At 59.4% G+C, this 21,886-nt stretch carries 19 protein-coding genes and 1 tRNA gene; 12 read left to right on the top strand and 8 right to left on the bottom strand.

The annotated features are described in order from the left end of the window. Positions 1–159: 159 nt before the first annotated feature. Entirely contained in the window at positions 160–1,047 is an 888-nt protein-coding gene (locus F2P46_RS28930) for a LysR family transcriptional regulator (RefSeq protein WP_166896771.1), read from the bottom strand. Between the two features lie 103 nt (positions 1,048–1,150). Between F2P46_RS28930 and F2P46_RS28925 the strand changes: the two genes are divergently transcribed. The 6 genes from F2P46_RS28925 to F2P46_RS28900 all read left to right on the top strand — a co-directional run bounded on the left by F2P46_RS28925 (position 1,151) and on the right by F2P46_RS28900 (position 9,672). Continuing rightward, positions 1,151–2,014, top strand: a complete 864-nt coding sequence (locus tag F2P46_RS28925) for an MBL fold metallo-hydrolase (protein ID WP_166896769.1) — start codon at positions 1,151–1,153, stop codon at positions 2,012–2,014. Between the two features lie 292 nt (positions 2,015–2,306). Continuing rightward, positions 2,307–3,800 (top strand): alanine/glycine:cation symporter family protein, encoded by a 1,494-nt coding sequence (locus tag F2P46_RS28920; RefSeq protein ID WP_166896767.1) that lies wholly within the window; start codon positions 2,307–2,309, stop codon positions 3,798–3,800. 212 nt (positions 3,801–4,012) lie between these two features. Then, positions 4,013–4,366, top strand: a complete 354-nt coding sequence (locus tag F2P46_RS28915; protein ID WP_166896765.1) for a hypothetical protein — start codon at positions 4,013–4,015, stop codon at positions 4,364–4,366. 721 nt (positions 4,367–5,087) lie between these two features. Beyond that, a complete protein-coding gene (locus F2P46_RS38615) occupies positions 5,088–7,376 on the top strand; it encodes a family 43 glycosylhydrolase (RefSeq protein ID WP_368737971.1) in 2,289 nt (762 codons plus the stop codon). Between the two features lie 78 nt (positions 7,377–7,454). Continuing rightward, on the top strand, positions 7,455–8,036 hold the full coding sequence (locus tag F2P46_RS28905; RefSeq protein WP_166896761.1) for a PEP-CTERM sorting domain-containing protein: 582 nt from the start codon (positions 7,455–7,457) through the stop codon (positions 8,034–8,036). A 112-nt stretch (positions 8,037–8,148) separates the two neighbouring features. After that, positions 8,149–9,672 carry a hypothetical protein gene (locus tag F2P46_RS28900; protein ID WP_166896759.1) on the top strand — a complete coding sequence of 508 codons (1,524 nt, stop codon included), beginning with the start codon at positions 8,149–8,151 and terminating at the stop codon, positions 9,670–9,672. Positions 9,673–9,776: 104 nt separating this feature from the next. Here the strand turns inward: F2P46_RS28900 and F2P46_RS28895 are convergent. From F2P46_RS28895 to F2P46_RS28880, 4 genes are all read right to left on the bottom strand, one after another. Next, a tRNA-Lys gene (locus tag F2P46_RS28895) sits at positions 9,777–9,852 on the bottom strand. Positions 9,853–9,928: 76 nt separating this feature from the next. Then, positions 9,929–11,569 (bottom strand): GspE/PulE family protein, encoded by a 1,641-nt coding sequence (locus F2P46_RS28890; protein WP_229509504.1) that lies wholly within the window; start codon positions 11,567–11,569, stop codon positions 9,929–9,931. 198 nt (positions 11,570–11,767) lie between these two features. Then, positions 11,768–12,550, bottom strand: a complete 783-nt coding sequence (locus F2P46_RS28885; RefSeq protein ID WP_166896755.1) for a spermidine synthase — start codon at positions 12,548–12,550, stop codon at positions 11,768–11,770. Between the two features lie 228 nt (positions 12,551–12,778). Further along, positions 12,779–13,312, bottom strand: coding sequence for a glycine zipper 2TM domain-containing protein (locus F2P46_RS28880; RefSeq protein ID WP_166896753.1), 534 nt, complete (start codon positions 13,310–13,312; stop codon positions 12,779–12,781). Between the two features lie 411 nt (positions 13,313–13,723). Between F2P46_RS28880 and F2P46_RS28875 the strand changes: the two genes are divergently transcribed. From F2P46_RS28875 to F2P46_RS28850, 6 genes are all read left to right on the top strand, one after another. Continuing rightward, on the top strand, positions 13,724–14,122 hold the full coding sequence (locus F2P46_RS28875; protein WP_166896751.1) for a barstar family protein: 399 nt from the start codon (positions 13,724–13,726) through the stop codon (positions 14,120–14,122). A gap of 112 nt (positions 14,123–14,234) precedes the next feature. Continuing rightward, positions 14,235–14,852 (top strand): phosphoribosylglycinamide formyltransferase, encoded by a 618-nt coding sequence (purN, locus tag F2P46_RS28870; protein WP_166896749.1) that lies wholly within the window; start codon positions 14,235–14,237, stop codon positions 14,850–14,852. A 12-nt stretch (positions 14,853–14,864) separates the two neighbouring features. Continuing rightward, the gene (locus F2P46_RS28865) at positions 14,865–16,181 is read left to right on the top strand and encodes an RsmB/NOP family class I SAM-dependent RNA methyltransferase (RefSeq protein ID WP_166896747.1); all 1,317 of its coding nucleotides are present in this window, start codon (positions 14,865–14,867) and stop codon (positions 16,179–16,181) included. A gap of 13 nt (positions 16,182–16,194) precedes the next feature. Continuing rightward, positions 16,195–17,547 carry a mechanosensitive ion channel family protein gene (locus F2P46_RS28860; protein ID WP_166896745.1) on the top strand — a complete coding sequence of 451 codons (1,353 nt, stop codon included), beginning with the start codon at positions 16,195–16,197 and terminating at the stop codon, positions 17,545–17,547. Between the two features lie 212 nt (positions 17,548–17,759). Beyond that, positions 17,760–18,971, top strand: coding sequence for a fatty acid desaturase (locus F2P46_RS28855; protein WP_166896743.1), 1,212 nt, complete (start codon positions 17,760–17,762; stop codon positions 18,969–18,971). A gap of 120 nt (positions 18,972–19,091) precedes the next feature. After that, on the top strand, positions 19,092–19,592 hold the full coding sequence (locus F2P46_RS28850) for a low molecular weight protein-tyrosine-phosphatase (RefSeq protein WP_166896741.1): 501 nt from the start codon (positions 19,092–19,094) through the stop codon (positions 19,590–19,592). Positions 19,593–19,686: 94 nt separating this feature from the next. Here the strand turns inward: F2P46_RS28850 and rpmG are convergent, their stop codons facing one another. The 3 genes from rpmG to F2P46_RS28835 form a co-directional block, all read right to left on the bottom strand. Further along, positions 19,687–19,857, bottom strand: a complete 171-nt coding sequence (rpmG, locus tag F2P46_RS28845; protein WP_197422130.1) for a 50S ribosomal protein L33 — start codon at positions 19,855–19,857, stop codon at positions 19,687–19,689. 10 nt (positions 19,858–19,867) lie between these two features. After that, a complete protein-coding gene (gene rpmB, locus F2P46_RS28840) occupies positions 19,868–20,104 on the bottom strand; it encodes a 50S ribosomal protein L28 (protein ID WP_054264245.1) in 237 nt (78 codons plus the stop codon). 177 nt (positions 20,105–20,281) lie between these two features. Then, entirely contained in the window at positions 20,282–21,886 is a 1,605-nt protein-coding gene (locus F2P46_RS28835; protein ID WP_166896739.1) for a hypothetical protein, read from the bottom strand.

Raw genomic sequence — 21,886 nt, 5'->3', positions numbered from 1 at the left:
GGCCCATATTTCGCCGCTTTCTCGGCCAATAGCTCGCTATTGGCACTGCGAAATCGTCAAAATCTGGCCTCGCCCAGCTATTTTTTCGCTTCGACTCTCCAAGTCCGACAGGCTGCTAGCAGCGGCGTGCGGGTTTCTCCACAGGCACGCGTGCCTGCCTCACCACGGCAGGACGGCGAAGTGGTCCACCAAAAAATCCAGTAGCGCGCGCACCGACGGCGACAATTGCCGGCGCGACGGATAAATCGCATAAATCGTCAGGGCCGGCATGCGCCACCCGGGCAACACCTGGCGCAAGGCGCCGCTGGCGACCATCGGATTGACGAGGTAGGTCGGCAGCATGGCGATGCCGCCGCCGGCCAGCGCCGAGGCCAGCAGGGCGGTGGCGTCATTCGCGCTGAAATAGCTGAGCACATCGACCTCGGTCGACTCCCCATCGCGCGCAAACGACCAGATGTTGCGCCCCACATTGGCATGGCTGAGGCAGCGGTGGCTTTCCAGTTCCCGTGGCGCGGCCGGCGCGCCGTGCGTATCCAGGTAGGCCGGGGCGGCCACCAGCAAGGAATCGCATTGCGCCAGCGGGCGCGCGATCAGCAGGGGCGACGGTTCGCCGCTGATACGGATGGCCAGGTCGATCCGTGCTTCCACCAGGTTGAGCGCGCCTTCGTTCAGATTGAGATCGATATGCAGGCGCGGATGGCGCTCCAAAAAACGCGTGAGCGCCTGCGCCAGCTGCGCGTGTCCGAACGACATGCTGCAGGTGACGCGCAACTGTCCGCGCAGCTCGCCGCCGCTGGCGGTGTCTTCTTCCATCGCTTCGCTTAAGGACAGCATCTGCTGGCTGCGCCGCAAGCAGTTTTCGCCGGCATCGGTGAGCGTGACGCGGCGCGTCGTCCGTTGCAGCAAGCGCGTACCCAGCCATTTTTCCATTTCCGACACATAGCGCGTGACCATGGCCCGCGACATGTCGAGCTTGTCCGCGCTGGCGCTGAAGCTGCCGCTGGTGGCCACCTCGATGAAGACACGCATTGCTGTGATTCGGTCCATTTGTCCGATCCATGAAACAGTCATGCGCAGTTTAACCCGTTTATCGGCGCTAAAGACATCATTACACTGGCCGCTTCCGTACAACAACTTTATTGGAGTCACTATGTTCCGCACCACCGCCATTGCCGCCGCCCTGACCCTGGTCTTTACCAATGCGCTGGCCGCGCCCGCCCTGCAAACCAAGGTCTACAACGCCGATGGCGCCAGCTTCAACGTCAATTCGACCTTGATTTATGGCGAGACCGAAGCGATGGTGATCGACGCCGGCTTTACCCGCGCCGACGCGCTGCGCATCGCCGCCAACGTGCTCGACAGCGGCAAGCAGCTCACCACCATCCTGGTCAGCCAGGCCGATCCGGATTACTACTTCGGCGTGGACACGCTCAAGCAAATTTTCCCCAAGGCGCAAGTGGTCGCCACGCCGCAAGTGATCGAGAAAATCAAGGAAAAGATGGCGGCCAAGGTAGCCTTCTGGACCCCCAAGATGGGCGTCAACGCCCCAGCCGCGACCAGCCTGCCGACCGCGCTGCACAACATGACGCTCACGGTCGACGGCCAGGCGGTCGAAGTGCGCGGCACCCAGGGCGCGCTGGCCCATCGTCCGTATGTGTGGATTCCATCGATCAAGACCGTCACCGGCACCATCGGCGTGTTCGGCAAGCTGCATCTGTGGATGGCCGATGCGCCAACGGCGGCGCAACGCAGCGCGTGGAGCGCCCAGCTTGAGGAAATGGCCGCGCTAAAACCGGTCGTGGTCATTCCGGGGCACATGAAGGCGGGCACGCAACTCGACCAGAGCAGCATCGCCTACACCCAAGGCTACCTCAAGCGTTACGAGACAGCGCTGGCGGCGACCGCCAACAGCGCCGAGCTGATCGCGCGCATGAAGAGCGCTTATCCCGACGCGCCGCCGGGCCTGGCGCTCGATATCGGCGCCAAGGTCAGCAAGGGCGAGATGAAGTGGTAAGCGCCTGAACAGGGCAGAGTGTGCACGTTTTTGGGTAGGGTTTGCCGCGAAAGCGGCGAATCCTTGCTCTTTATGAAGGCTGTATAGACATGCCGTCCCGACGTCGACAAACAGGCCAAATCATGTCTTTCTTGGAACTAATCACTTAAAATACGAATCCGCATGCCTGGTTGCCGCCTGTATCAGACGTTCCCTTCAGGCTGGCGCAGGCATTGCTTTCCTTCCAGTTGTCATTGATGCTCCCTGTCAAATGCGCGGGAGTCCAGCTTCACACATACGAGAAGAGGTTCGAATGGAAGGTTTTATTGACGGTCTGAATGGCATCATCTGGAGCAAGGGATTGATTTACCTTTGCCTCGGTGCAGGTTTGTTTTACTCGATCCAGACCCGCTTTGTCCAGGTCAGGCAAGTCAAGGAGATGTTGCGGCTGCTGTTCAAACGCAAGAACACCGATTCCGGCATCTCCTCATTCCAGGCCCTCGCGGTCTCGCTTTCCGGCCGGGTTGGCGTGGGCAATATCGCCGGCGTCGCCGCGGCCATCGGTTTCGGCGGCCCCGGTGCGGTGTTCTGGATGTGGGTCGTGGCCTTCCTGGGCGCCAGCACGGCCTATGCCGAGTCGACCTTGGGCCAACTCTATAAAGTGGAAGAGGACGGCCAGTATCGCGGCGGCTCGGCCTATTTCTTCGAACGTTGCCTGGGCTGGCGCTGGCTGGGCATCGCCTTTGCCATCTCGTCCGTCATCGCCTGCGGCATCTTCCTGCCTGGCGTGCAAGCCAATGCCGTTGGCAATGCCGTAACCCAGATTTTCGGCAACGGCGACATGGTCGACACCGTTCTGGGTCCGGTGGGAACACATAAACTGATCGGCCTGGGCGCCATCCTGGCGCTGCTGGCGGTGATCATTTTCGGCGGCATCAAGCGCATTGCGCAATTTACAGAATACGTCGTGCCTTTCATGGCGCTCGGCTATATCGTGCTGGCGTTGGTTGTTGTCGGAATGAACATCGAGAAGCTGCCCGGCGTCTTCAGCCTGATTTTTTCGGATGCATTTACGGCGCAAGCCGGTTTTGGCGCTGCGATCGGCTGGGGCGTGAAGCGCGGTGTCTATTCCAACGAAGCCGGGCAGGGGACGGGAACCCATGCGGCAGCCGCAGCGGAAACTGAACACCCGGCCCAGCAGGGGCTGGTGCAGGCGTTTTCGATTTACGTCGATACCCTGCTGGTCTGCACTGCCACTGCCTTGATGATCTTGATTACCAATCAGTACAACGTCCAGGGGACGCTGCCCGATGGCCAGTTTATCGTGCAAAACCTGCCAGCCAGCACCGAAATAGGTTCGGCGGCATTTACCCAGATGGCGCTGCAGTCGGCTTTCGGCGGCTTCGGTCCGATGTTTGTCGGCGTGGCGCTGTTCTTCTTCGCCTTCACGACCATTATTGCTTACTACTATATTGCGGAAACCAATATCGCCTACCTGAACCGCTTTTTCAAGCGCGGCGTGCCGTTGGTCATGGTGAAATTGGTGATCATGGCGATGGTGACTTACGGCACGATCAATAGCGCTGGCTATATCTGGAATCTCGGCGATATTGGTGTCGGCATCATGGCGTGGATTAACATCATCGGCATCCTGATCATTTTCTTCATGGCCAAACCGACCATGCTGTGCCTGCGCGATTACGAAGCCCAGTTAAAGGCCGGCGGCCCGATTACCTTCGACCCGATCAAGCTGGGTATCAAGAATGCCAGTTTTTGGGAAAAGCGCGCAGCGGCGGCGAAAAATTAGCGGTCAAAGGCGGCCGCGATGGCCGTCAGTCGCATTGCCGCTGTAGCGGACCGACGGGGCGTTTGTGCCCCCTTGGTCTTGAGCTGCCCTCGTATCAACAAATCGATTTGACGGCGGCATGGCAAACATGCAACACTTTACAAGGTAGCAAGCCCGTCGGCAAGCCATCGCCGTGATGGGCGCAGCGAGCAGATCATTATTCGGAGTATTCAATGCACCCCATTATTTCAAGAACGTTTTTCGGCTTGCGGCCCGCCTATTACGTCCGGCAGTTTATCTATGCGCTGATTCCCACGGCGATCATCTTCAACTTCATGTTGTCTAAAAAAGGCGAATTTGGGATTTTGTGGCCGATGTATGCCCTGATGATCGCCAATGTCCTGCTCTATCCCTATGCGCGGCACTTCGTTTCCAGCGTGTTCGGTTTGCTCCGCGGTGACGGCACCTACTACGTGAGCGTCGTCGCGCTGGTGCTCTGGAATCTGTTGGTGCTAGCGATTGTCCTGGGAATTGCAGTCTTCGTCGCACCGTTCGGCCTGATCGTTCTGTATTTTCAAAACAAATAGACGACGGGGCAGGCGCACATATCCGCGCTGCGACGTGTTCTCCGACTGCTGCAAAACGAAAGCCAACCCGAAGGTTGGCTTTTTTATGGGCGCCCCGCATGGACGCACTCTTGCGGGCGTCAGTCCCGCCGCGAATTGGCCACGGTGAGCGAGGCGCAAGTGCATGGGGTGATCGAGCGTGGGAAGGAAGCACGGAGCGGAACCGCGAGCCGATGACTCTTGCACTGTGTCGCATGCACACGACACGAAAAATGCCGGCCCCGCTCGAACGGCCAAAGCCGCTGCGATATCTTTTTATTCCGGTTTATCGTCTTTTTGCGAAAAAACATTATCGACAGGGGCGGCACCGATATCCGAATTTTCGGAAAATGGCTATTAATCAGATATTTTGGAATCGCAAAGACTTCCAATTGGAAATATCCCCATTTTCCCCACATCCTCCTTTTTGCCGATGAATAAATGCCGGTTGCAAAGCGGCGAAAAATCGCGCATTCTCCTCATCCAGTGCGAATATCAGGCATATCCGGTCTTTATGAGGGAAGACGGATGCCGGGCGCCGCCATCCTGGAATGTTGGCAAGAAAATAATTCATGCTGATGCGGCGGAATAATCGGATATTAGCTGCAAGGTATGTGGAAAGTAGAACGATAAATATAATGGAGACAATAAATTGAATAAATCCGTATCACTGTGGGGTGCTTGCGCCGTACTGGCGTCGTCAGTGCTGTCCACAAACGCAGCGGCGCAGGCAGCCTATACGCCTGCAGCGTTTCAAAATGCTTCCGTCCATGATCCTTCCGTGGTCAAGTCGGGCGACACATATTATGTATTCGGCTCCCACCTGGCATCGGCAAAATCAAAGGATCTGATGAAGTGGCAGCAAATGACTGACAGTGCCAGCGCCACCAATCCATTGTTCCTGAACGGTTCGAGCAACGTTTATACCGAATTGGCGGAAACATTCGCCTGGGCGCAAACGACGACGCTGTGGGCGCCGGACGTCATTCGCCTCGCCGATGGCAAATACTATATGTATTACAACGCGTGCAAAGGCGACTCCCCGCGCTCGGCCTTGGGTATTGCTGTCGCCAATCATATCGAAGGCCCGTACGTTAACAAGGGAATCATCCTCAAATCGGGCATGTGGGGCCAGGCCAGCCACGATGGCACCACCTATGACGCGCTCAAGCATCCGAATACCGTCGATCCGAATGTATTTTTCGATAATGGCGGCCGGCTGTGGATGATCTACGGCTCTTATTCGGGCGGCATCTTCATCCTGCAGATGAATCCGGCGACCGGCATGCCGCTGCCGGGGCAGGGCTACGGCAAACACCTGATGGGCGGTAATCACAGCCGGATCGAAGGGGCGTACGTGATGTACAGTCCCGTCACGTCGTACTACTACATGTTTACCTCGTTCGGCGGCCTCGATGCCAGCGGCGGCTACAATATGCGCGTTGCGCGCGCGACATCCGCGGACGGTCCGTATGTCGATGCCCAGGGCAATAACATGGCCAAGGTCAAATCGGATCCGGCCAAGCCCGTGTTTGACGATGCATCGATTGCCCCCTATGGCGTCAAAATCATGGGCAATTTCCTGTTTGAGCGCAAGCTTGGTGACGCCGGCACGGGCATCGGCACCGGTTATGTGTCCGCCGGCCATAATTCGGCCTTTTACGACGCGGCTACCGGCAAGCACTTCCTGGTTTTCCACACGCGCTTCCCCGAGCGTGGCGATCAGCACGAAATCCGCGTCCACCAGATGTTCATGAACGCCGATGGCTGGCCAGTGGTGGCCCCGTACCGCCATGCCAATGAAAACCTGGCGGCGGTGCGCCGCGAATTCTTGCTCGGCGATTACATGTTCGTCAATCAGGGCAAAGATATCTCGGCCACCATCAAGAAATCCCGGCTGATCACCCTCAACGCGAACGGGACGGTGACGGGAGCGGTGTCGGGTAGCTGGGCGCTGGTGGGCAGCAATCGGATCGAGATCAATCTGCCTGGCGCGTCGACTTTCAAAGGCGTGTTTCTCAGCCAATGGGATGAAACGTCGAAAAGCTATGTCATGACGTTTTCCGCAAGCTCACGTGACGGCATTGCCGTCATCGGCAGCCGCCTGATTCCCCGTACCGACGCGCAGGTGGCGGCCGCCATCCATTCCGAACTTAGTCTGGGCAACACGAGCGCGGTAACGGGCAATATGACGCTGCCGACGAGCGGCGCGCGCGATGCCACGATCAGTTGGGCATCGTCGCATCCGTCCGTATTGAGCAATACCGGTGTGGTCACCAGCCCGGCCAGCGACGTGACCGTCACGCTCACTGCCACCATCGGCAAAGGTAACGCGAGGGTCGTCAAGTCGTTTGCCGTGACCGTCCGCAAACAGGGCGGCATGCTTGTCCATTATGCGTTTGACGGCAACCTGGGCGACTCGACCGGGGCGTTCGGCGCCGGGATGGTCAGCGGCCCCAACATCGATATCGCAGGAGGCAGCCTGGGCTATGAGGCGGGCATGAAAGGCAGTGCCGCCGTCTTCAACGGTGCGAGCGGCGTGCGCCTGCCGAATGGCCTCATCTCGACCAATACCTACACGGTGGCCATCTGGCTCAAGCCGGCACAACTGACCGCATTCAGCACCACCTTCTTTGGCGCGCGCAATGGCGATGCGTGGATCAGCCTGATGCCGAAGGGGCACGATGTTGTCGGCGGCGCGACCATGCTGTGGTCGGGAACGGCATGGTACGACGCCGGCGCGGGGATGAATATCCCAGCCGGGCAGTGGTCGCACGTGGCCTTTACCGTCAAGAACGGCGCTGTCAGCGTGTACGTCAACGGTGTGAGGCGTTTCAGTGGGGCGAATTTTCCGAACGTGTTCACGACCGCCGGCGGCGTGTTTTCGCTGGGCGTGAACTGGTGGGATGTGCCCTACAAAGGATCGATGGACGATCTGCGCATCTACGGTTCGGCATTAAGCGACGCTGACATTGCCAGCCTCGCACGCTAACCGCAGCGGATGGCCCTTGCCTCGGTGCGGGGCCATCGTCCGGCGGCTTTCACTAATGGATGTTGGAGGAGTAAACATATGCGCATGACGCTGAAAAAGATGATGCTGTCGCTGTTGCTGGGAGTCTGTTGCGGCACCTCGTTCGCCGGAGTGATCAGCTTCGACGATCTGTCCGGAGACTTTGCCGAAGCGATTCCGGACGGTTATCGGGGCCTGAACTGGGACAATATGGGGGCGATCCGTTCGGATGCATTTCCGGGCAGCGGCTATGAGGCGGGCACCGTTTCGCAAACCAACACGGCTTATAACCGCGATGGCGGCACCGTGGCGATATCGACAGCTGATGGCGGAACCTTCATTTTCTCCGGGGCGTTTTTCACGTCCGCCTGGGTTGAGCAGGAAATCGCGTTCGAGGGATACCACAACGGCCAGTTGATGTATTCGACAGCGGCCTCGTTCGTGCTCAATACCGTCACGCCCTTGTGGGTGCAGCTCGGTTGGGGCGACATCGATACGCTGATCATTTATAACAGCAGCGGAACCCAGTGGGCCATGGACGACATGGTGGTGCCTGAGCCGGCATCGCTGGCCCTGTTTGGCGTGTCCGCCATCGGGCTGATGCTCGCGCGCCGGCGCAAGCTCCCCACGCACCGGCGCTAAATTTCCTTTTCCCGCTTTGCCTTACTTGAATCAAGGGAAATTGGCTGTTGCTTTGCTAGGCCACGACATGTCATAGTTGTCACATGTCTTTCCCCAATATGGAGTAACGCCAGTGAATGAACGAATCGAGAAAAGCTGTCACGAATTTTGGCTGATGACGTGTGGTTTGAATACGCATGCGCGGGGAAAGGGATACGCACAGCTTGATACACCCTGGAACGCCTTCGGAAGCGACGATATTCTCGTTTGCACGCTTTGGACGGATGAGATCGTTAGCGTGTTTGACCCACTTGAGGCCAAAGTGCGTAAGTTTGTAAAGATTGGTGGAAAGATGAAATTGTGGAAGGGGCCCGCCCGGACGCACGGCGCGCAAGCCGACCAGAATTTGCGAAGGGCAGCGAAAGACCGGCTGCGGGTAGTTGGCTATGAAGCGGAGCCTTATTTCCACACAGAGGAACCTGATGCAAGAAGCGTGAAACATTTTTATTTGGATCGCGCCCATGAGCTCAAGCGAATCTTCGATTTTTCGGAGGCAGCAATGCTGGAACGATTGAGAGTGGAGGAGGCCTTCGGCCGGATGAGGCAGGAGGAACCACTGCAGCCAGCCTATTTGTACGAATTAGTCAGTCCGCGCGGGGATTTTCCGGGTATGACTGCAGCGCAGCGGAAGGTGGGAATTCCTGACGAAATCCCAGATCAAAATGATAGTAATGGAGAGGACGAAGACGCTGATGATGATCTTGTGCTTTTCGCCCAGGATGAACATGAGAAGGCGTCTACGGAAATGTATGCAAAGCGTTGCCTCCCCATTCTGATCGCCCATGTGCTCGAGCAAAACGATCAATTAATGGAGACGTTGACCTATAAGGAACTTGCCGCAAGCTTGGGCCGTCTGAACAAGAATGGCGAACCGTGGGCGCGCGGCCTCGGCCACGTTCTCAGTCGCGTGACATCGATGATCGAGGGCGTCGACCTCAATTGGTCCCAGCCCACCCCGTATCTGACGACAATAGTGGTCGCAGGACAAGGCCCCAATAAGGGATTGCCAGGGGTTGGTGTCAAGGAGAGGTGGACCGGATATGAGCAGTTGATTTTGGCAGAGAAACGGTCAAAGCTGGCGAATGAGCATGAAAAAATCATTCGATTTGGCGACAGGTGGAATGAAGTTCTCGAGCGTCTCGGTTTGGATCCGGTGCCCGCCGTTGATAGTGAGAATAAGAAAAACTCCGGCGGTGGTTGGGGCGGCGGCGAGTCGGAGCAGCACAAGGCGCTTAAACTATTCGTGAAGAACCACCCGGAACTGGTCGGTGCCGACGCGTCATGGTTTTCATCGAACGAATATGTATTGCGATCCGGCGATGAAATTGACGTCTTTTTTAAGTCGGAGGATTGGTGGATCGGGGTTGAAGTGAAATCCGCGGTCTCTGACGGACTTGAGCGGGATTATGAGCGCGGCTTGTATCAGGTCGTGAAATATCAGGCCGTTCTTGAAGCGCAGGCACTCATAGACTGCCCTGATAAACCTCCGCAAGTGCGAGTCTTCCTGGTACTGGAAAGTCTGTTGCCGAAAAAATACGTGGAGGTGGCAAAAAGATTAAAAGTTGATGTCAAAGCCAACATTAAGCCACTGACATGAATAAAACCTGATTCACAGGCCATTCTTGCCAATAGGTCGCAGACGCATGAGTGCCAGACAAAAAAGCCCACGAACTTGCGTTCGTGGGCTTTTTGCTTGCATCTTGGTAGGCCGTGCGGGATTCGAACCTGCGACCAACGGATTAAAAGTCCGCTGCTCTACCAGCTGAGCTAACGACCCCGAAAGAGGCAATATTATAGCTGGCGATTTCGATTTCCGCTAGGAAGTTTTGCAACAGCTGTTGTCGTGCCCCGGTTCAGGTCAGCTTGGCGGTGACTTTGAGCACTTCCTCGGCCGTGGTCATCCCCTCGATGATCTTGTACGCGCCGGCGATGCGCAGCGGTTTCATGCCGTCGTCCACGCTTTGCTTGCGCAAGGTCGCCAGGTCGGTCTGCTTGCCGATCATGTTGGTAAAGCCTTCCGTCACCGTCAGCAACTCGTACAGGCCGGTACGGCCGCGAAAACCCGTCTGGCGGCATTCCGGACAGCCGATCGGCCGGTACACCACCTCTGGCTTGGGAATGTGCCAGGAGCCGCCGATGCTCTCCCACACATCGTCGTTGAGCTCGCCCCCGGGCGCCTTGCACAGCGGACACAGGGTGCGCACCAGGCGCTGCGCCATGATGCCGATCAGCGTCGCTTCCAGCAGGTAATGCGGCACGCCCAGTTCCAGCAGCCGCATCACGGCCGAGGGCGCATCGTTGGTGTGCAGGGTCGACAGCACCAGGTGGCCCGTCAGGGCCGCCTGGATCGCCATTTCGGCCGTGGCCAGGTCGCGGATCTCGCCCACCATGATGATGTCGGGATCTTGTCGCATCAGCGCCCGCACCCCCTCGGAAAAGCCGAGGTCGACGCCGGGCTGCACCTGCATCTGGTTGAACGAGGGCTCGACCATCTCGATCGGGTCTTCCACCGTGCACACATTGACTTCGGTGGTGGCCAGCGCCTTGAGCGTGGTGTACAGGGTGGTGGTCTTGCCCGATCCGGTCGGGCCGGTCACCAGGATGATGCCGTGCGGGCGCGTGGTCAGCCCATCCCAGCGCGCCGCGTCGTCCGCCGGAAAGCCGAGCTCGGGCAGGGTCTTGACCACCACTTCCGGATCGAAAATCCGCATCACCAGCTTTTCGCCAAAGGCGGTCGGCATGGTCGACAGGCGCAGCTCGACTTCCTGGCCGCCGCTGGTGAGGGTCTTGATGCGGCCGTCCTGCGGGCGGCGCTTTTCGATCACATCCATGCGCCCGAGCAGCTTGATGCGCGCCGTCATGGCGATCATCACCACCGCCGGCACCTGGTAGACCTGGTGCAGCACGCCATCGATGCGGAAGCGCACCGAGGCAATCTCGCGCTTCGGTTCAAGATGAATGTCGGAAGCGCGCTGCTCGAAGGCGTACTGCCACAGCCAGTCGACGATGTTGACCACGTGCTGGTCGTTGGCGTCGAGCTTGTTCGACTTGCCCAGTTCGACCAGTTGTTCGAAGTTGTTGCGCAGCGCCAGGTCCTGGCCCTTGGACTTGTTGGCGTCCTTGATCGACTTGGCCAGGCTGAAGAACTGCGAAATATATTGCGAAATTTCCAGCGGGTTGGCGATCACCAGCTCGATCTTGCGCCGCGATACCTTGGTGATCTCGGCTTCCCACTCGACCGAGAACGGTTCGGCGGTGGCCACCACCAGGGTGGTGCCGTTCAGTTCGATGGGCAGGATGTTAAAGCGCGCGGCATAGCTCGCGGTCATCACATCGGCCACTTTGGTGAAGTCGATCTTGAGCGGGTCGATGCGGATAAACGGCAGCCGGACCTTGCCCGCCGCCCATTCGGTGAGCACGTCGAGCGTGAGCAGGCGCTGCGGGGCGATGGCCGAGACCAGCTTGCACTGCGCTACGGCCGAGAGCGGATGCATGGAACCCACCGCCGTTTTGAGGATGCCCTGGGCCTGCGCGTAATTGGCCTTGACGTTGACCTTTTCCACGATGCCGTCGGCCAGCAGCCACGAAAAGATCGCCTGCAGGTCGAGCGACTTGGGGGTGGTCCGCTTGGGCGGCGCGCTGGCTACGTGATGTTCTGCGTTCAATCCGTTTTCTCCGATGGCTGTTGGCATTTACTTGGGCGCCAGCAAGCCCTTGACCCACGATTTGGCCGGCAGTTTGGTGGCCGTGACGATCTGCGCGGCGCGCGCGGCGAGTGCCTCGGGGTCGATTGCCGGACGTTGCTTGAAGCACAGGGCGACCACGTTGCCATCATGCACTTCCGGCAGGCAGATCACATGGGCGAAGGCAAATTTCATCGCCTTGATATTGCGTGCGAAGCTGGGATGGTCGCCGAACAGGTTGACGGTCATGATGCCGCCGTCGCGCAGGCAGGCGTTGCACGCCTGGTAGAACTCGGGCGTGTCGAGCACCGGGCCGCGCGCGGTGGCGTCGTACAGGTCGCATTGCAGCACGTCGAAGGCGTCGGCGTTGACGGGATCGTTGACGAAGTCGAGCGCATCCATTTCGAGCACGCGCAGGCGCTCGTCTTCGGGCGGCATCTTGAACATCGAGGCGCAGATGGCGATGACGGACGGGTTCAGTTCGACCGCCGTCACCGTTGCCTCGGGAAAGGTCTTGTAGCAGTATTTGCTCAGCGTGGCCGTGCCCAGGCCGAGCTGGGCGATTGCGCGCGGGGCCTCGATGAACAGCATCCAGGCCATCATTTGCTGGGCATATTCGAGCTCGGGCCAGTCGGGTTTGCGGATGCGCATGGCGCCCTGCACCCATTCGGTGCCGAAATGCAGATAACGCACGCCGTCCTGTTCGGAGAGCGTGACGGGCGCAAACTTGGGCTTACGGGCTGGACGGCGCGAGGATTCGGCCTGTTCGATGGATTTTCGTTTGATGAGCATAGGACGCCTGATTCGATCGCCCATTATCGGTGGATGGCTTACTGGAGTGCAAGCTAAATGCGGCGGAAACCATTACCCGTAACACCGTCATTCCCGCGCAGGCGGGAATCCAATGCATTTGCTAAGCGAAGGTGCCTTGGATTCCCGCCGAGGGCCGCCTTGGCGCGGGAATGACGGTGTTGAAGTTAGCGGCGCTAATAACCTCTAGAAGTGTTGACGCGTCCGGAATTACTGCCCCCGCTCCGGCTCCACCGACACGCGCAGGCGGATGCGCTGGCCCGGGTCGCGGTCCATCAGGCTGGTGTACGTCTGCCCGCGGTAGTCGTAGGTGACATCGTAGCCCGTCGTGCGCGACTCGTACGCATCGACCATGCGGCACTGGCGCACCGCCTGTTCCTGCATGTATTGCTGCTGGGCCTGCACCGGGCGGCCGTTATTGTCGACCCGGTCGCCAACCACCGCGCCGGCGATCGCGCCGGCCGCCGTGGCTGCCGCGCGGCCACTGCCGCCGCCGACCTGGTTGCCCAGCAAGGCGCCGGCGATGCCGCCGATGATGGCGCCGCCCGCACTACGCTGCTGCTGCTGTTGTTGTACCGGCACCTGGACGTACTCGGTCTTGCATTCCTCGCGCGGCTGGCGGATCTGCTCGACCCGCGGCTGGACGCGGATCACACGCCCGTAGTCGGCGAATTCGCTGGCCTGGGCAAACGGCAGGGCGCAAAAACCCAGGGTTGTCACGATCAGTTTGGTGTGCATGTTCATGGGATACCTCGTTGTAGGGTAAGACAATGTAAGAGGGCTCTGAGTTCCAAGCCTGAGAACCACAACACCATGGTAGTCCTGTGAGTCCCGATTTTGAAATCCGCATGGCAACAATTTGTAACAGCGGAGAATACGGGCGGTAAGCGGTCGCAGAATCGGGCGCTCTTCCATCGCAAGTCCTCCAAATTAGAGTCTTTCTAGAGAAATTGCTCTGATTTATTACAAATGTTGTGGTTCAAATCACATTCGGGTTGATTCAGTAACCACAAAACGTTACCCTTATACGATTAGGGGGTATATTGGCGGGTGGCAACGGTAGCAGGAGATCGGCGTTTTCCCCGGTAAGCGCGACGCATCGGCAACAATAGTACTGAAACGCACCCGACCACACCAGGACGACTTGAGGGAAAAATGAGTTTGTTGATTACAGTGCCGCCCAATCTTGTGCAGTCCATCCGTGCCTTCCGTGTCGTGGAACTGCAAGAAGAAGCAGTCCGGCTGGGACAGCATTTCCTGTACGCGCATTGCGCCGATACACTGACCAAGCAGCAGGTGTGCGGACGCATCGCCGAGAATTTCTATTTTCCCAAGCCTTGCGGCAAGAACTTCGACGCCCTGCGCGAATGCCTGACCGATACCATTCATAAAGCCGGCGCCCAGCCGGGTTTTATCGTGGTACTCGAACAATTGCCCAATACGCAAAAATTCGACAAGGAAGCGCGCGAAACCCTGCTCGACGTGTTCCGCGACGCCGCCGACTACTGGGCCGAGAAAAAAGTGCCGTTCCGCGTGTTTTACTCCTTCGAATAAGCCTTTTGCGGCGCCAGGCGGCGCGTCGGGCCGCCAGCGCATCCGTGCTGCGCTGCAACAATTGTATCCCGGTTTATTGGTCCGGCCAGCCGCTCAGGGTACAATGCGCGCTATGAAAAACATTGTGATCCTCATTTCCGGGCGCGGCAGCAACATGGAAGCCGTCGTCCATGCTGCTCGGGAAGAGCAGTGGCCGGCGCGTATCGCGGCCGTCATCAGCAACAAGGCTGACGCCAAAGGGCTCGAATTTGCCCAGGAACACGGCATCCCGACCGCCGTGGTCGCCAACAAGGAATTCGCCACGCGCGAAGCGTTCGACGCCGCCCTGCAAGCAACCATCGACGGCTTTGCGCCCGACCTGGTGGTGCTGGCCGGCTTCATGCGCATCCTCACGCCAGGCTTTGTCGCCCATTACGACGGGCGCATGCTCAATATTCATCCCTCGCTGCTGCCGCTGTTTCCCGGCCTGCATACCCACCAGCAGGCGCTCGACGCCGGCGTGGCCAGGCACGGCGCCACGGTGCATTTCGTCACCGCCGAACTCGATCACGGCCCGGCCGTGCTCAAGGCGGAAGTCGACGTGCTGCCGGGCGATACCCCGGACACACTGGCTGCGCGCGTGCTGGTGCAGGAACACACGCTGTACCCGCGCGCGATCCGCCTGTTCGTCGAGGACCGGCTCAGCATCGATAACGGCGACGTTCGCATCGCCGATACAACACATAATTAACCAAGGAATACCATGAGATTGCCACCAGCGATTCTCGCCAATACAGAAGAAGTATTGCGCGAGATCTTGCGTTTTTCGGCGCCCGCCGACACCACCCTGTCGCGCTACTTCAAAGACCACCCACGCCTGGGCTCGCGCGAGCGCGGCGCCGTGGCGGAAGGCATTTACGCCATCCTGCGCAACAAGTCGTTCTTCACCGACTTCGCCGAAGCGACCTCCAGTCCGACCATGCGCCGCCTGACCATCCTCGGCCTGGCCGAAGCGGTCGGCGTCGATTCGCTGGGCGGCCTGACCGAAGAAGAAACCGAATTCCTGAACCGCATCGCGCAAATCGACCGTAACCTGATGCCGCCGCAAATGCGCTCGAACCTGCCGAAGTGGTTGTTCGACAAGTTCGTGGCCCAGTACGGCGAAGCCGAAACGCTGGCCCTGGCGCACGCCCTGAACCAGCCCGCGCCGCTCGACCTGCGCGTCAATTCGATCAAGGCCACGCGCGACGAAGTCGTCGCCGGCCTGGCCGAAGCGCCGATCGAGGCGATGCCGATGCCATACGCGCCGCTCGGCTTGCGCGTGCTCAAAAAGCCCACCCTGCAAAACCTGCCGCTGTTTAAGAGCGGCGCGATCGAAGTGCAGGACGAGGGCAGCCAGGTGTTGAGCCAGATCGTCGGCGCCAAGCGCGGCGAAATGGTGGTCGATTTCTGCGCCGGCGCGGGCGGCAAGACACTGGCGCTGGGCGCGCTGATGCGCAACACGGGCCGCTTGTACGCCTTCGACATCTCGGAAAAACGCCTCGCCAAGCTCAAGCCGCGCCTGGCGCGCAGCGGCCTGTCGAACGTGCATCCGGTGCAGATCGCGCACGAACGCGACGCCAAGATCAAGCGCCTGGCCGGCAAGATCGACCGCGTGCTGGTCGACGCCCCGTGCTCGGGCCTGGGCACCCTGCGCCGCAATCCGGACGTGAAATGGCGCCAGAAAGTCGAAGCCGTCGCCGAAATGCAGGAAAAGCAAGCTTCGATCCTGGACGGCGCGGCGCGCCTGCTCAAGGGCGGCGGACGCCTGGTGTACGCCACCTGCAGCCTGCTGGACGAAGAGAACGAGTTCATCGTCACGCAATTTTTGGCCGCACACCCGGAGTTCGATCTGGTGCCGATGAGCAAAGTGCTCGCTGAGCAAAAAATCGATCTGGACATGGGCGACTATCTCAAGCTGCTGCCGCACAAGCACCAGACCGACGGCTTCTTCGCCGCCGTGATGGAACGCAAGCCAATGGCCCCGAAGCCACCGAAAGACAAGCCGGCTGACGACGCCGACGCCGACGCCGACGAATAACACCGACTAGCCCATGCCCTTATCGAACGTTCTGTCCGACCTGATCGAGGATTTCGACAAACCCAGCTTTTTGTACCAGGCTGGGGCCATCGCGGTTTGTATCGTACTTGGATGGGGGCTCGGTTACGTGATCCGGCGCGCCTGGCTGCGCGGCCGTTCCGGAAACGGGGTGGTGCAGATAGGGGTGGAAAGTTTCTCCTATGTGCTCAGTCCGCTGGCGGTGGTCGGGTTTCTTGCCATCGCCAAACTGCTGTTCGTGGCGGAACGCTACAATGTGCACCTGCTGCGACTGGCGCTGCCGCTGTTCGCCTCGCTGGCGGTGATCCGCCTGGCGTTCTACCTGATGCGGCGCGTGTTCGCGCGCCACGGCCCGGTCGGGGCCGCCATTCTCACCTTCGAAAAAATCTTCGCCATGCTGGTCTGGCTGGCCGTGGCCCTGTACATCGCCGGGCTCTGGCCGGATGTGTTCGAATTCCTCGACGATACCAAGCTGCCGCTCGGCAAAAACAAGGTGTCGCTGGCCTCGATTTTCCAGGCCGTGGTCTCGGTCGTGATCCTGCTGATGCTGGCATTGTGGGCCGGCGCCTCGCTGGAAGAGCGACTGATGGGCGTGCAGGGCATCCACACCTCCTCGCGCGCGGTCATCGGACGCATGAGCCGCGCTGTGTTGATCATTATTGCCGTACTCGGCAGCTTGACCCTGGTGGGCATCGACCTGACCGTGCTGTCGGTGTTCGGCGGCGCGCTTGGCGTCGGCCTCGGCCTCGGCATGCAAAAAATCGCCAGCAATTATGTGTCGGGCTTCGTTATCTTGCTCGAACGCAGCCTGGCCATCGGCGACATGATTTCGGTCGATAAATTCACCGGCAAGGTCACCCATATCAATACCCGCTACACCGTCCTGCAAGGGCTCGATGGGGTGGAAACGGTGTTGCCGAACGAAATGCTCATTTCCGGCCCGGTACAGAATCAGTCGCTGTCGAACCGCTCGATCCGGGTAGCGACCACCATCACCGTGGCCTACGACAGCGACCTGGCGGTCATCATGCCCCTGCTCGAACAGCAGCCGCAGGGCGTGGAACGGGTGCTGGACGATCCGGCGCCTGGCGTCTCGCTGACCAAATTCGGCGCCGACGGCTACGACCTGGAAGTCGGTTTCTGGATCCGCGACCCCGAAAACGGCCGGGGCGGCGTGATTTCGGAAGTGAACAAGAAGATTTACGCCCTGATCCAGGCCGGCCAGATCAGGCTGGCGTATCCTGCGCGCGACACGCGCTTGCTCGATGCCCAGATGATGACGGTGCTGGCCGGCATGGCGCGTCCCGTACCGGAGAGCGTGGAAACCCCGCCCCCCAGCCCGCAGTGAGTCCGCAATGAGCCTGCGCTGACTGCCGCAAGGTCGTCCGGGTGTGCGCTTCGCGGACGCGGGTGGGCCGCTTGCGCCGCGTATTCGAGGATTCCTACTGAAATGATTGGTGAGAATCGTACCGTGCGGTACGGTATCGTCGTAAAATGGCTCACTCGATCGTTTCCATGCGGCATGGTCGAGATGCCAACGACCACCATTTTGGAGCGGGAATGAATTTGTTTAGCACCACCTTGAACGCTGTGCTTGAGTTTATGTCGACCGGCCTGGTTGGCCTGTCCGGCTGGGAAGTCGTGATTTACACGCTGATCGTAACGCATATTACGATTGCCAGCGTCACCATCTATTTACACCGTCACCAGGCGCACCGCGCCCTGGACCTGCATGCGATTCCGAGTCATTTCTTCCGTTTCTGGCTGTGGCTGACCACGGGCCAGGTCACCAAGGAGTGGGCCGCGATTCACCGCAAGCACCACGCCAAATGCGACACCGCCGAAGATCCGCACAGCCCGGTCACGCGCGGCATCCGCAAAGTCTTGTTCGAAGGCGCCGAGCTGTATCGCGCCGAGTCGAAAAACCTGGAAACGATGGAAAAGTACGGCCACGGCACGCCGACCGACTGGATCGAGCGTAATCTGTATACCCGTTTCAGCTGGCAGGGCGTGGCAGCGCTGCTGGTCATCAATTTTGCCTTGTTCGGCGTGATCGGCGTGACCATCTGGGCGATCCAGATGGCATGGATTCCGATTACCGCTGCCGGCATCATTAACGGTATTGGCCACTATTGGGGTTATCGCAATTACGACTGCTCCGACGCGGCCACCAACATCATCCCGTTCGGCATCCTGATCGGCGGCGAAGAGCTGCATAACAATCACCACACCTTCGCCACGTCGGCCAAGCTGTCGTCGAAATGGTACGAATTCGATATTGGCTGGTTCTATATCCGCGTGCTGGAAACGCTGGGCCTGGCCAAGGTGAAGAAAGTGGCGCCGAAGCCGGCTTTCGAGCCTGGCAAGACCGTGGCCGACCTGGAGACCTTGCAGTCGGTGATCGCGAACCGCTATGACGTGATGGCCAAGTACGCCAAATCGGTCAAGCAAGCCTGGCGCGAGGAGTTCGAGCATCTGAAGCACAAGGCCGAGCTGGAAGCACGCTTCCTGAAATCGTCGCGCAAGCTGTTGCAGCGTGAGCCGGGCAAGCTGGAAGATCCGCAGAAACAGCAGTTGATCGAGTTGTTCCAGCACAGCAAAGCGCTGGAAACGATGCACCAGATGCGCGTGGAACTGGGCGCGATCTGGGAGCGCTCGCACTTCACGCGTGACCAGTTGCTGCAACAGTTGCAGGACTGGTGCACCCGCGCCGAAGCGTCGGGCATCAAATCGCTGCAGGAATTCTCGCTGCGCCTGCGCAGTTACGCATAACACGCGTCTTTTCAGCCACCAGACTCAAAGACCGTCATTCCCGCCTGCGCGGGAATGACGGTTTTGCAGTTTACAGCCGCAGGCGCAATGCCGGCCGCTTTATCATCGAAGGGTAACCCCATGACCAAGAAAATCGCCATCCTGTTCGTCTGCATGGCCAATTACTGCCGTTCCCCGACCGCCGAAGGGGTATTCCGCAGCCGCGCCAGCGCCGCCGGACTCGACCCGTTCCTGCTGATCGATTCGGCCGCCACCTCGAACTACCGGATCGGCCACGCGCCCGACCCGCGTTCGAGCGATCACGCCGCCCGTCGCGGCATCGACCTGACGAACCAGCGCGCGCGCCAGATCACCCTGGCCGATTTCGAGCGCTTCGATCATATCTATGGCATGGACCGGCAGAACATCGCCATGCTCAAAAGCGCCTGCCCGCCGCAGTACCAGCACAAAATCGGCCTGCTGATGCAGTTCGCCACCCGTTCGGATGCGGACGTGGTGCCCGATCCATACGGCGGCGACATCGATGGTTTCGAACTGGTCCTTGACTATATTGAAGACGCCGCCGACGGCCTGGTGGCCAGCCTGCGCGCGCGCATCGATGCACAAGGCGAGGCCGCATAAGACAAAAGAGCTGCGGAAACAAAAGAGCTGCGGAAAACAAAAGAGCCGCTCACTTGCGTGGCGGCTCTTCTGGTACTGAAATCGGGATCGCGGATTACTTGATCTTGGTTTCTTTGTACATCACGTGCTTGCGTGCTTTAGGATCGAACTTCATGATCTCCATTTTAGCAGGCATCGTGCGTTTGTTTTTATCGGTGGTGTAGAAGTGACCCGTACCTGCGGTCGATTCCAGCTTGATTTTGTCGCGGCCAGTTTTTGCCATGATAGCTCCCTAATTAAACTTTTTCGCCACGGGCACGCATGTCGACCAGCACGGCATCGATGCCGACTTTGTCGATTACGCGCAGACCGGCGTTGGACAAGCGCAGGGAGACCCAGCGGTTTTCCGATTCCACAAAAATACGACGGTTTTGCAGGTTAGGCAAAAAACGACGTTTCGTTTTGTTGTTAGCGTGGGAGACGTTGTTACCAACCATCGGGCCCTTGCCAGTTACTTGGCAAACACGTGCCATAGCGCACTCCTTGAATATATCCAAAATTGGAAAAACAAGAGTATAGCGTGAAAAGCGAAGTCAAATCAACGACTTGTGAAAAACAATTGTGTCTTATGATCGTGGGAATTTAACATTCCGGGGCGAAGGAAGCAGGGAGTGGGTGTCGCGCATGAGCGCGCACCCCCTTGGCCCTTCTTATTTGATGTAGCGCGCCTTGAACGCGCGTTCGTCGTAGTTGCTGTATTCGACCCGCCAGGTCTTGCCGCCATCCTTCGAATGGCGAATGGTAAACAGGCCCCACTGCGCGTAATCGTAGTCGATCAGCTGACCGGAGGGGAGTGCAACGACGCTACGGTCGAGTTCGTATTTGCTCACATGCTCCCATGTGCGGCCGTCGTCCTTGCTGCTCTGTAATTCCGGATTGCTGAACACGCCGCCGGCCATCAACAGCGTCCCAGCGGCGGTCATAGTGGGGGGGAAGGCTTTGATCGAATAGGGCGTATTCACCGGTTGCCACGAGACGGCTTGGTCGCGCGACATGAAGATCGAGGCAAATGCGCCTGCGAAACCGCCACCCGGCGAGGTCAGCGCGAGCATGACGCCGCCGGGGCTGACGTTCATGCCGATCACACTCGCATTGTCCGGCGTCGGACGTTGCGTCCAGGCCTTGCTGGTCCAATCGTAGAAATGGATCGGTCCGGCCGATACCGTGTAGGCAAAGCCGTTGGCAGTGGGCCACATGAAGTAGTTGCTGGCGCCGCTGATGATGCTGTGCGCGATACTTTCTTTGCGGACGACGGACCAGTTTCCCGCTTCCAGGGCTGCGGAGTGGAAGATCAGGATCTCGGTGCCGCGCACGAGCGACAAAAACCATCCGTTCCTGGCGCTGCCATACAAGCGCGTGATCATGCCGGCGGGAAGATTGCCCGTATCAATCGGCAACAGCTGGTCGACCCCGGCAGGCTTGCGCAAGAGGGTGCCGAATTCGCCCATGGCGACCAGTTCCGCGCCCGGTTCGGTGGTCGGGGTCACGCACAGCAGCGATTCGATACCGGGACCGCGTACCGTTTTCCAGCGCCCGTCGGTGGAGCGGATCAGGACCGTGCCGAGGCGGCTGGCAGCGGCGAGTCGCCCATCGGCCAGTTCGGTCATGCACTGGGCCCCGACGGGGCGGATGAGCGCGTATGACTCGACCGAGCCCGGCGCTCCGGCGTCGCCGGTCGCATCTTTCCATCCATTGTCGACGTCGCCTGCGAGCAGTTGCGCGTAGTCAGGTGCGAAACGCTGCAACAACGAACGATTGCTGGCGGCAAGCTTGCTGCGGCCGTACACGACATTCGCATTGACCGGTGTCGTGATGAGGCGCCCAAGGTCGACCGCCTTGTCGCCCTTGACCACGAAATTGCCCAGCAAGCGGCCACCTTCGGGAATGCGCAGGATCTTGCGGCTTTTGGTGTCGCTGAATGCGTAGAAGCGGTATTCGCCCGGCGGCAGCGCGCCGCTGAAGAAGGACGTATCGCGCGACAACTCAGGGGCCAGTTGCATCAGGACGTAGGTGTCCTGGAAATCGTTTTTGCCGTTAAGTTGCGCTTCGGTAAGCCGCTGCACCGTAATCTGGTTGACGCCGTTGACCGCCCCGGTGTTCGAGGTCATGCTCACCAGCACCGGCTTCATGGTCGAGTTTTGCGGCAGTTTAAGGGGATCGGTAACGAATGTGGTCGACACGCAGCCCGACATCAGCAGCACAGCGCCGTACATCAGCGCCAGACGGGGCAGAATGAACCTGGATAATAGAGACAT

The sequence above is a fragment of the Massilia sp. CCM 8734 genome, assembly GCF_011682155.1.
Lineage (GTDB): Bacteria > Pseudomonadota > Gammaproteobacteria > Burkholderiales > Burkholderiaceae_D > Telluria_A > Telluria_A rubra.
This window is presented reverse-complemented; position numbering and strand designations above follow the sequence as displayed.

Excerpts from the sequence above, each read along its gene's own strand:
- F2P46_RS28890 (WP_229509504.1), bottom strand. The coding sequence starts at position 11,569 with ATGCATCCGCTCTCGGCCGTAGCGCAGTGCAAGCTGGTCTCGGCCATC.
- F2P46_RS28905 (WP_166896761.1), top strand. The coding sequence starts at position 7,455 with ATGCGCATGACGCTGAAAAAGATGATGCTGTCGCTGTTGCTGGGAGTC.
- F2P46_RS28835 (WP_166896739.1), bottom strand. The coding sequence starts at position 21,886 with ATGTCTCTATTATCCAGGTTCATTCTGCCCCGTCTGGCGCTGATGTAC.
- purN (WP_166896749.1), top strand. The coding sequence starts at position 14,235 with ATGAAAAACATTGTGATCCTCATTTCCGGGCGCGGCAGCAACATGGAA.
- F2P46_RS28875 (WP_166896751.1), top strand. The coding sequence starts at position 13,724 with ATGAGTTTGTTGATTACAGTGCCGCCCAATCTTGTGCAGTCCATCCGT.
- F2P46_RS28925 (WP_166896769.1), top strand. The coding sequence starts at position 1,151 with ATGTTCCGCACCACCGCCATTGCCGCCGCCCTGACCCTGGTCTTTACC.
- F2P46_RS28855 (WP_166896743.1), top strand. The coding sequence starts at position 17,760 with ATGAATTTGTTTAGCACCACCTTGAACGCTGTGCTTGAGTTTATGTCG.
- F2P46_RS28915 (WP_166896765.1), top strand. The coding sequence starts at position 4,013 with ATGCACCCCATTATTTCAAGAACGTTTTTCGGCTTGCGGCCCGCCTAT.
- F2P46_RS28865 (WP_166896747.1), top strand. The coding sequence starts at position 14,865 with ATGAGATTGCCACCAGCGATTCTCGCCAATACAGAAGAAGTATTGCGC.
- F2P46_RS28885 (WP_166896755.1), bottom strand. The coding sequence starts at position 12,550 with ATGCTCATCAAACGAAAATCCATCGAACAGGCCGAATCCTCGCGCCGT.
- F2P46_RS28930 (WP_166896771.1), bottom strand. The coding sequence starts at position 1,047 with ATGGACCGAATCACAGCAATGCGTGTCTTCATCGAGGTGGCCACCAGC.
- F2P46_RS28850 (WP_166896741.1), top strand. The coding sequence starts at position 19,092 with ATGACCAAGAAAATCGCCATCCTGTTCGTCTGCATGGCCAATTACTGC.
- F2P46_RS28860 (WP_166896745.1), top strand. The coding sequence starts at position 16,195 with ATGCCCTTATCGAACGTTCTGTCCGACCTGATCGAGGATTTCGACAAA.
- rpmB (WP_054264245.1), bottom strand. The coding sequence starts at position 20,104 with ATGGCACGTGTTTGCCAAGTAACTGGCAAGGGCCCGATGGTTGGTAAC.
- F2P46_RS28920 (WP_166896767.1), top strand. The coding sequence starts at position 2,307 with ATGGAAGGTTTTATTGACGGTCTGAATGGCATCATCTGGAGCAAGGGA.
- F2P46_RS28880 (WP_166896753.1), bottom strand. The coding sequence starts at position 13,312 with ATGAACATGCACACCAAACTGATCGTGACAACCCTGGGTTTTTGCGCC.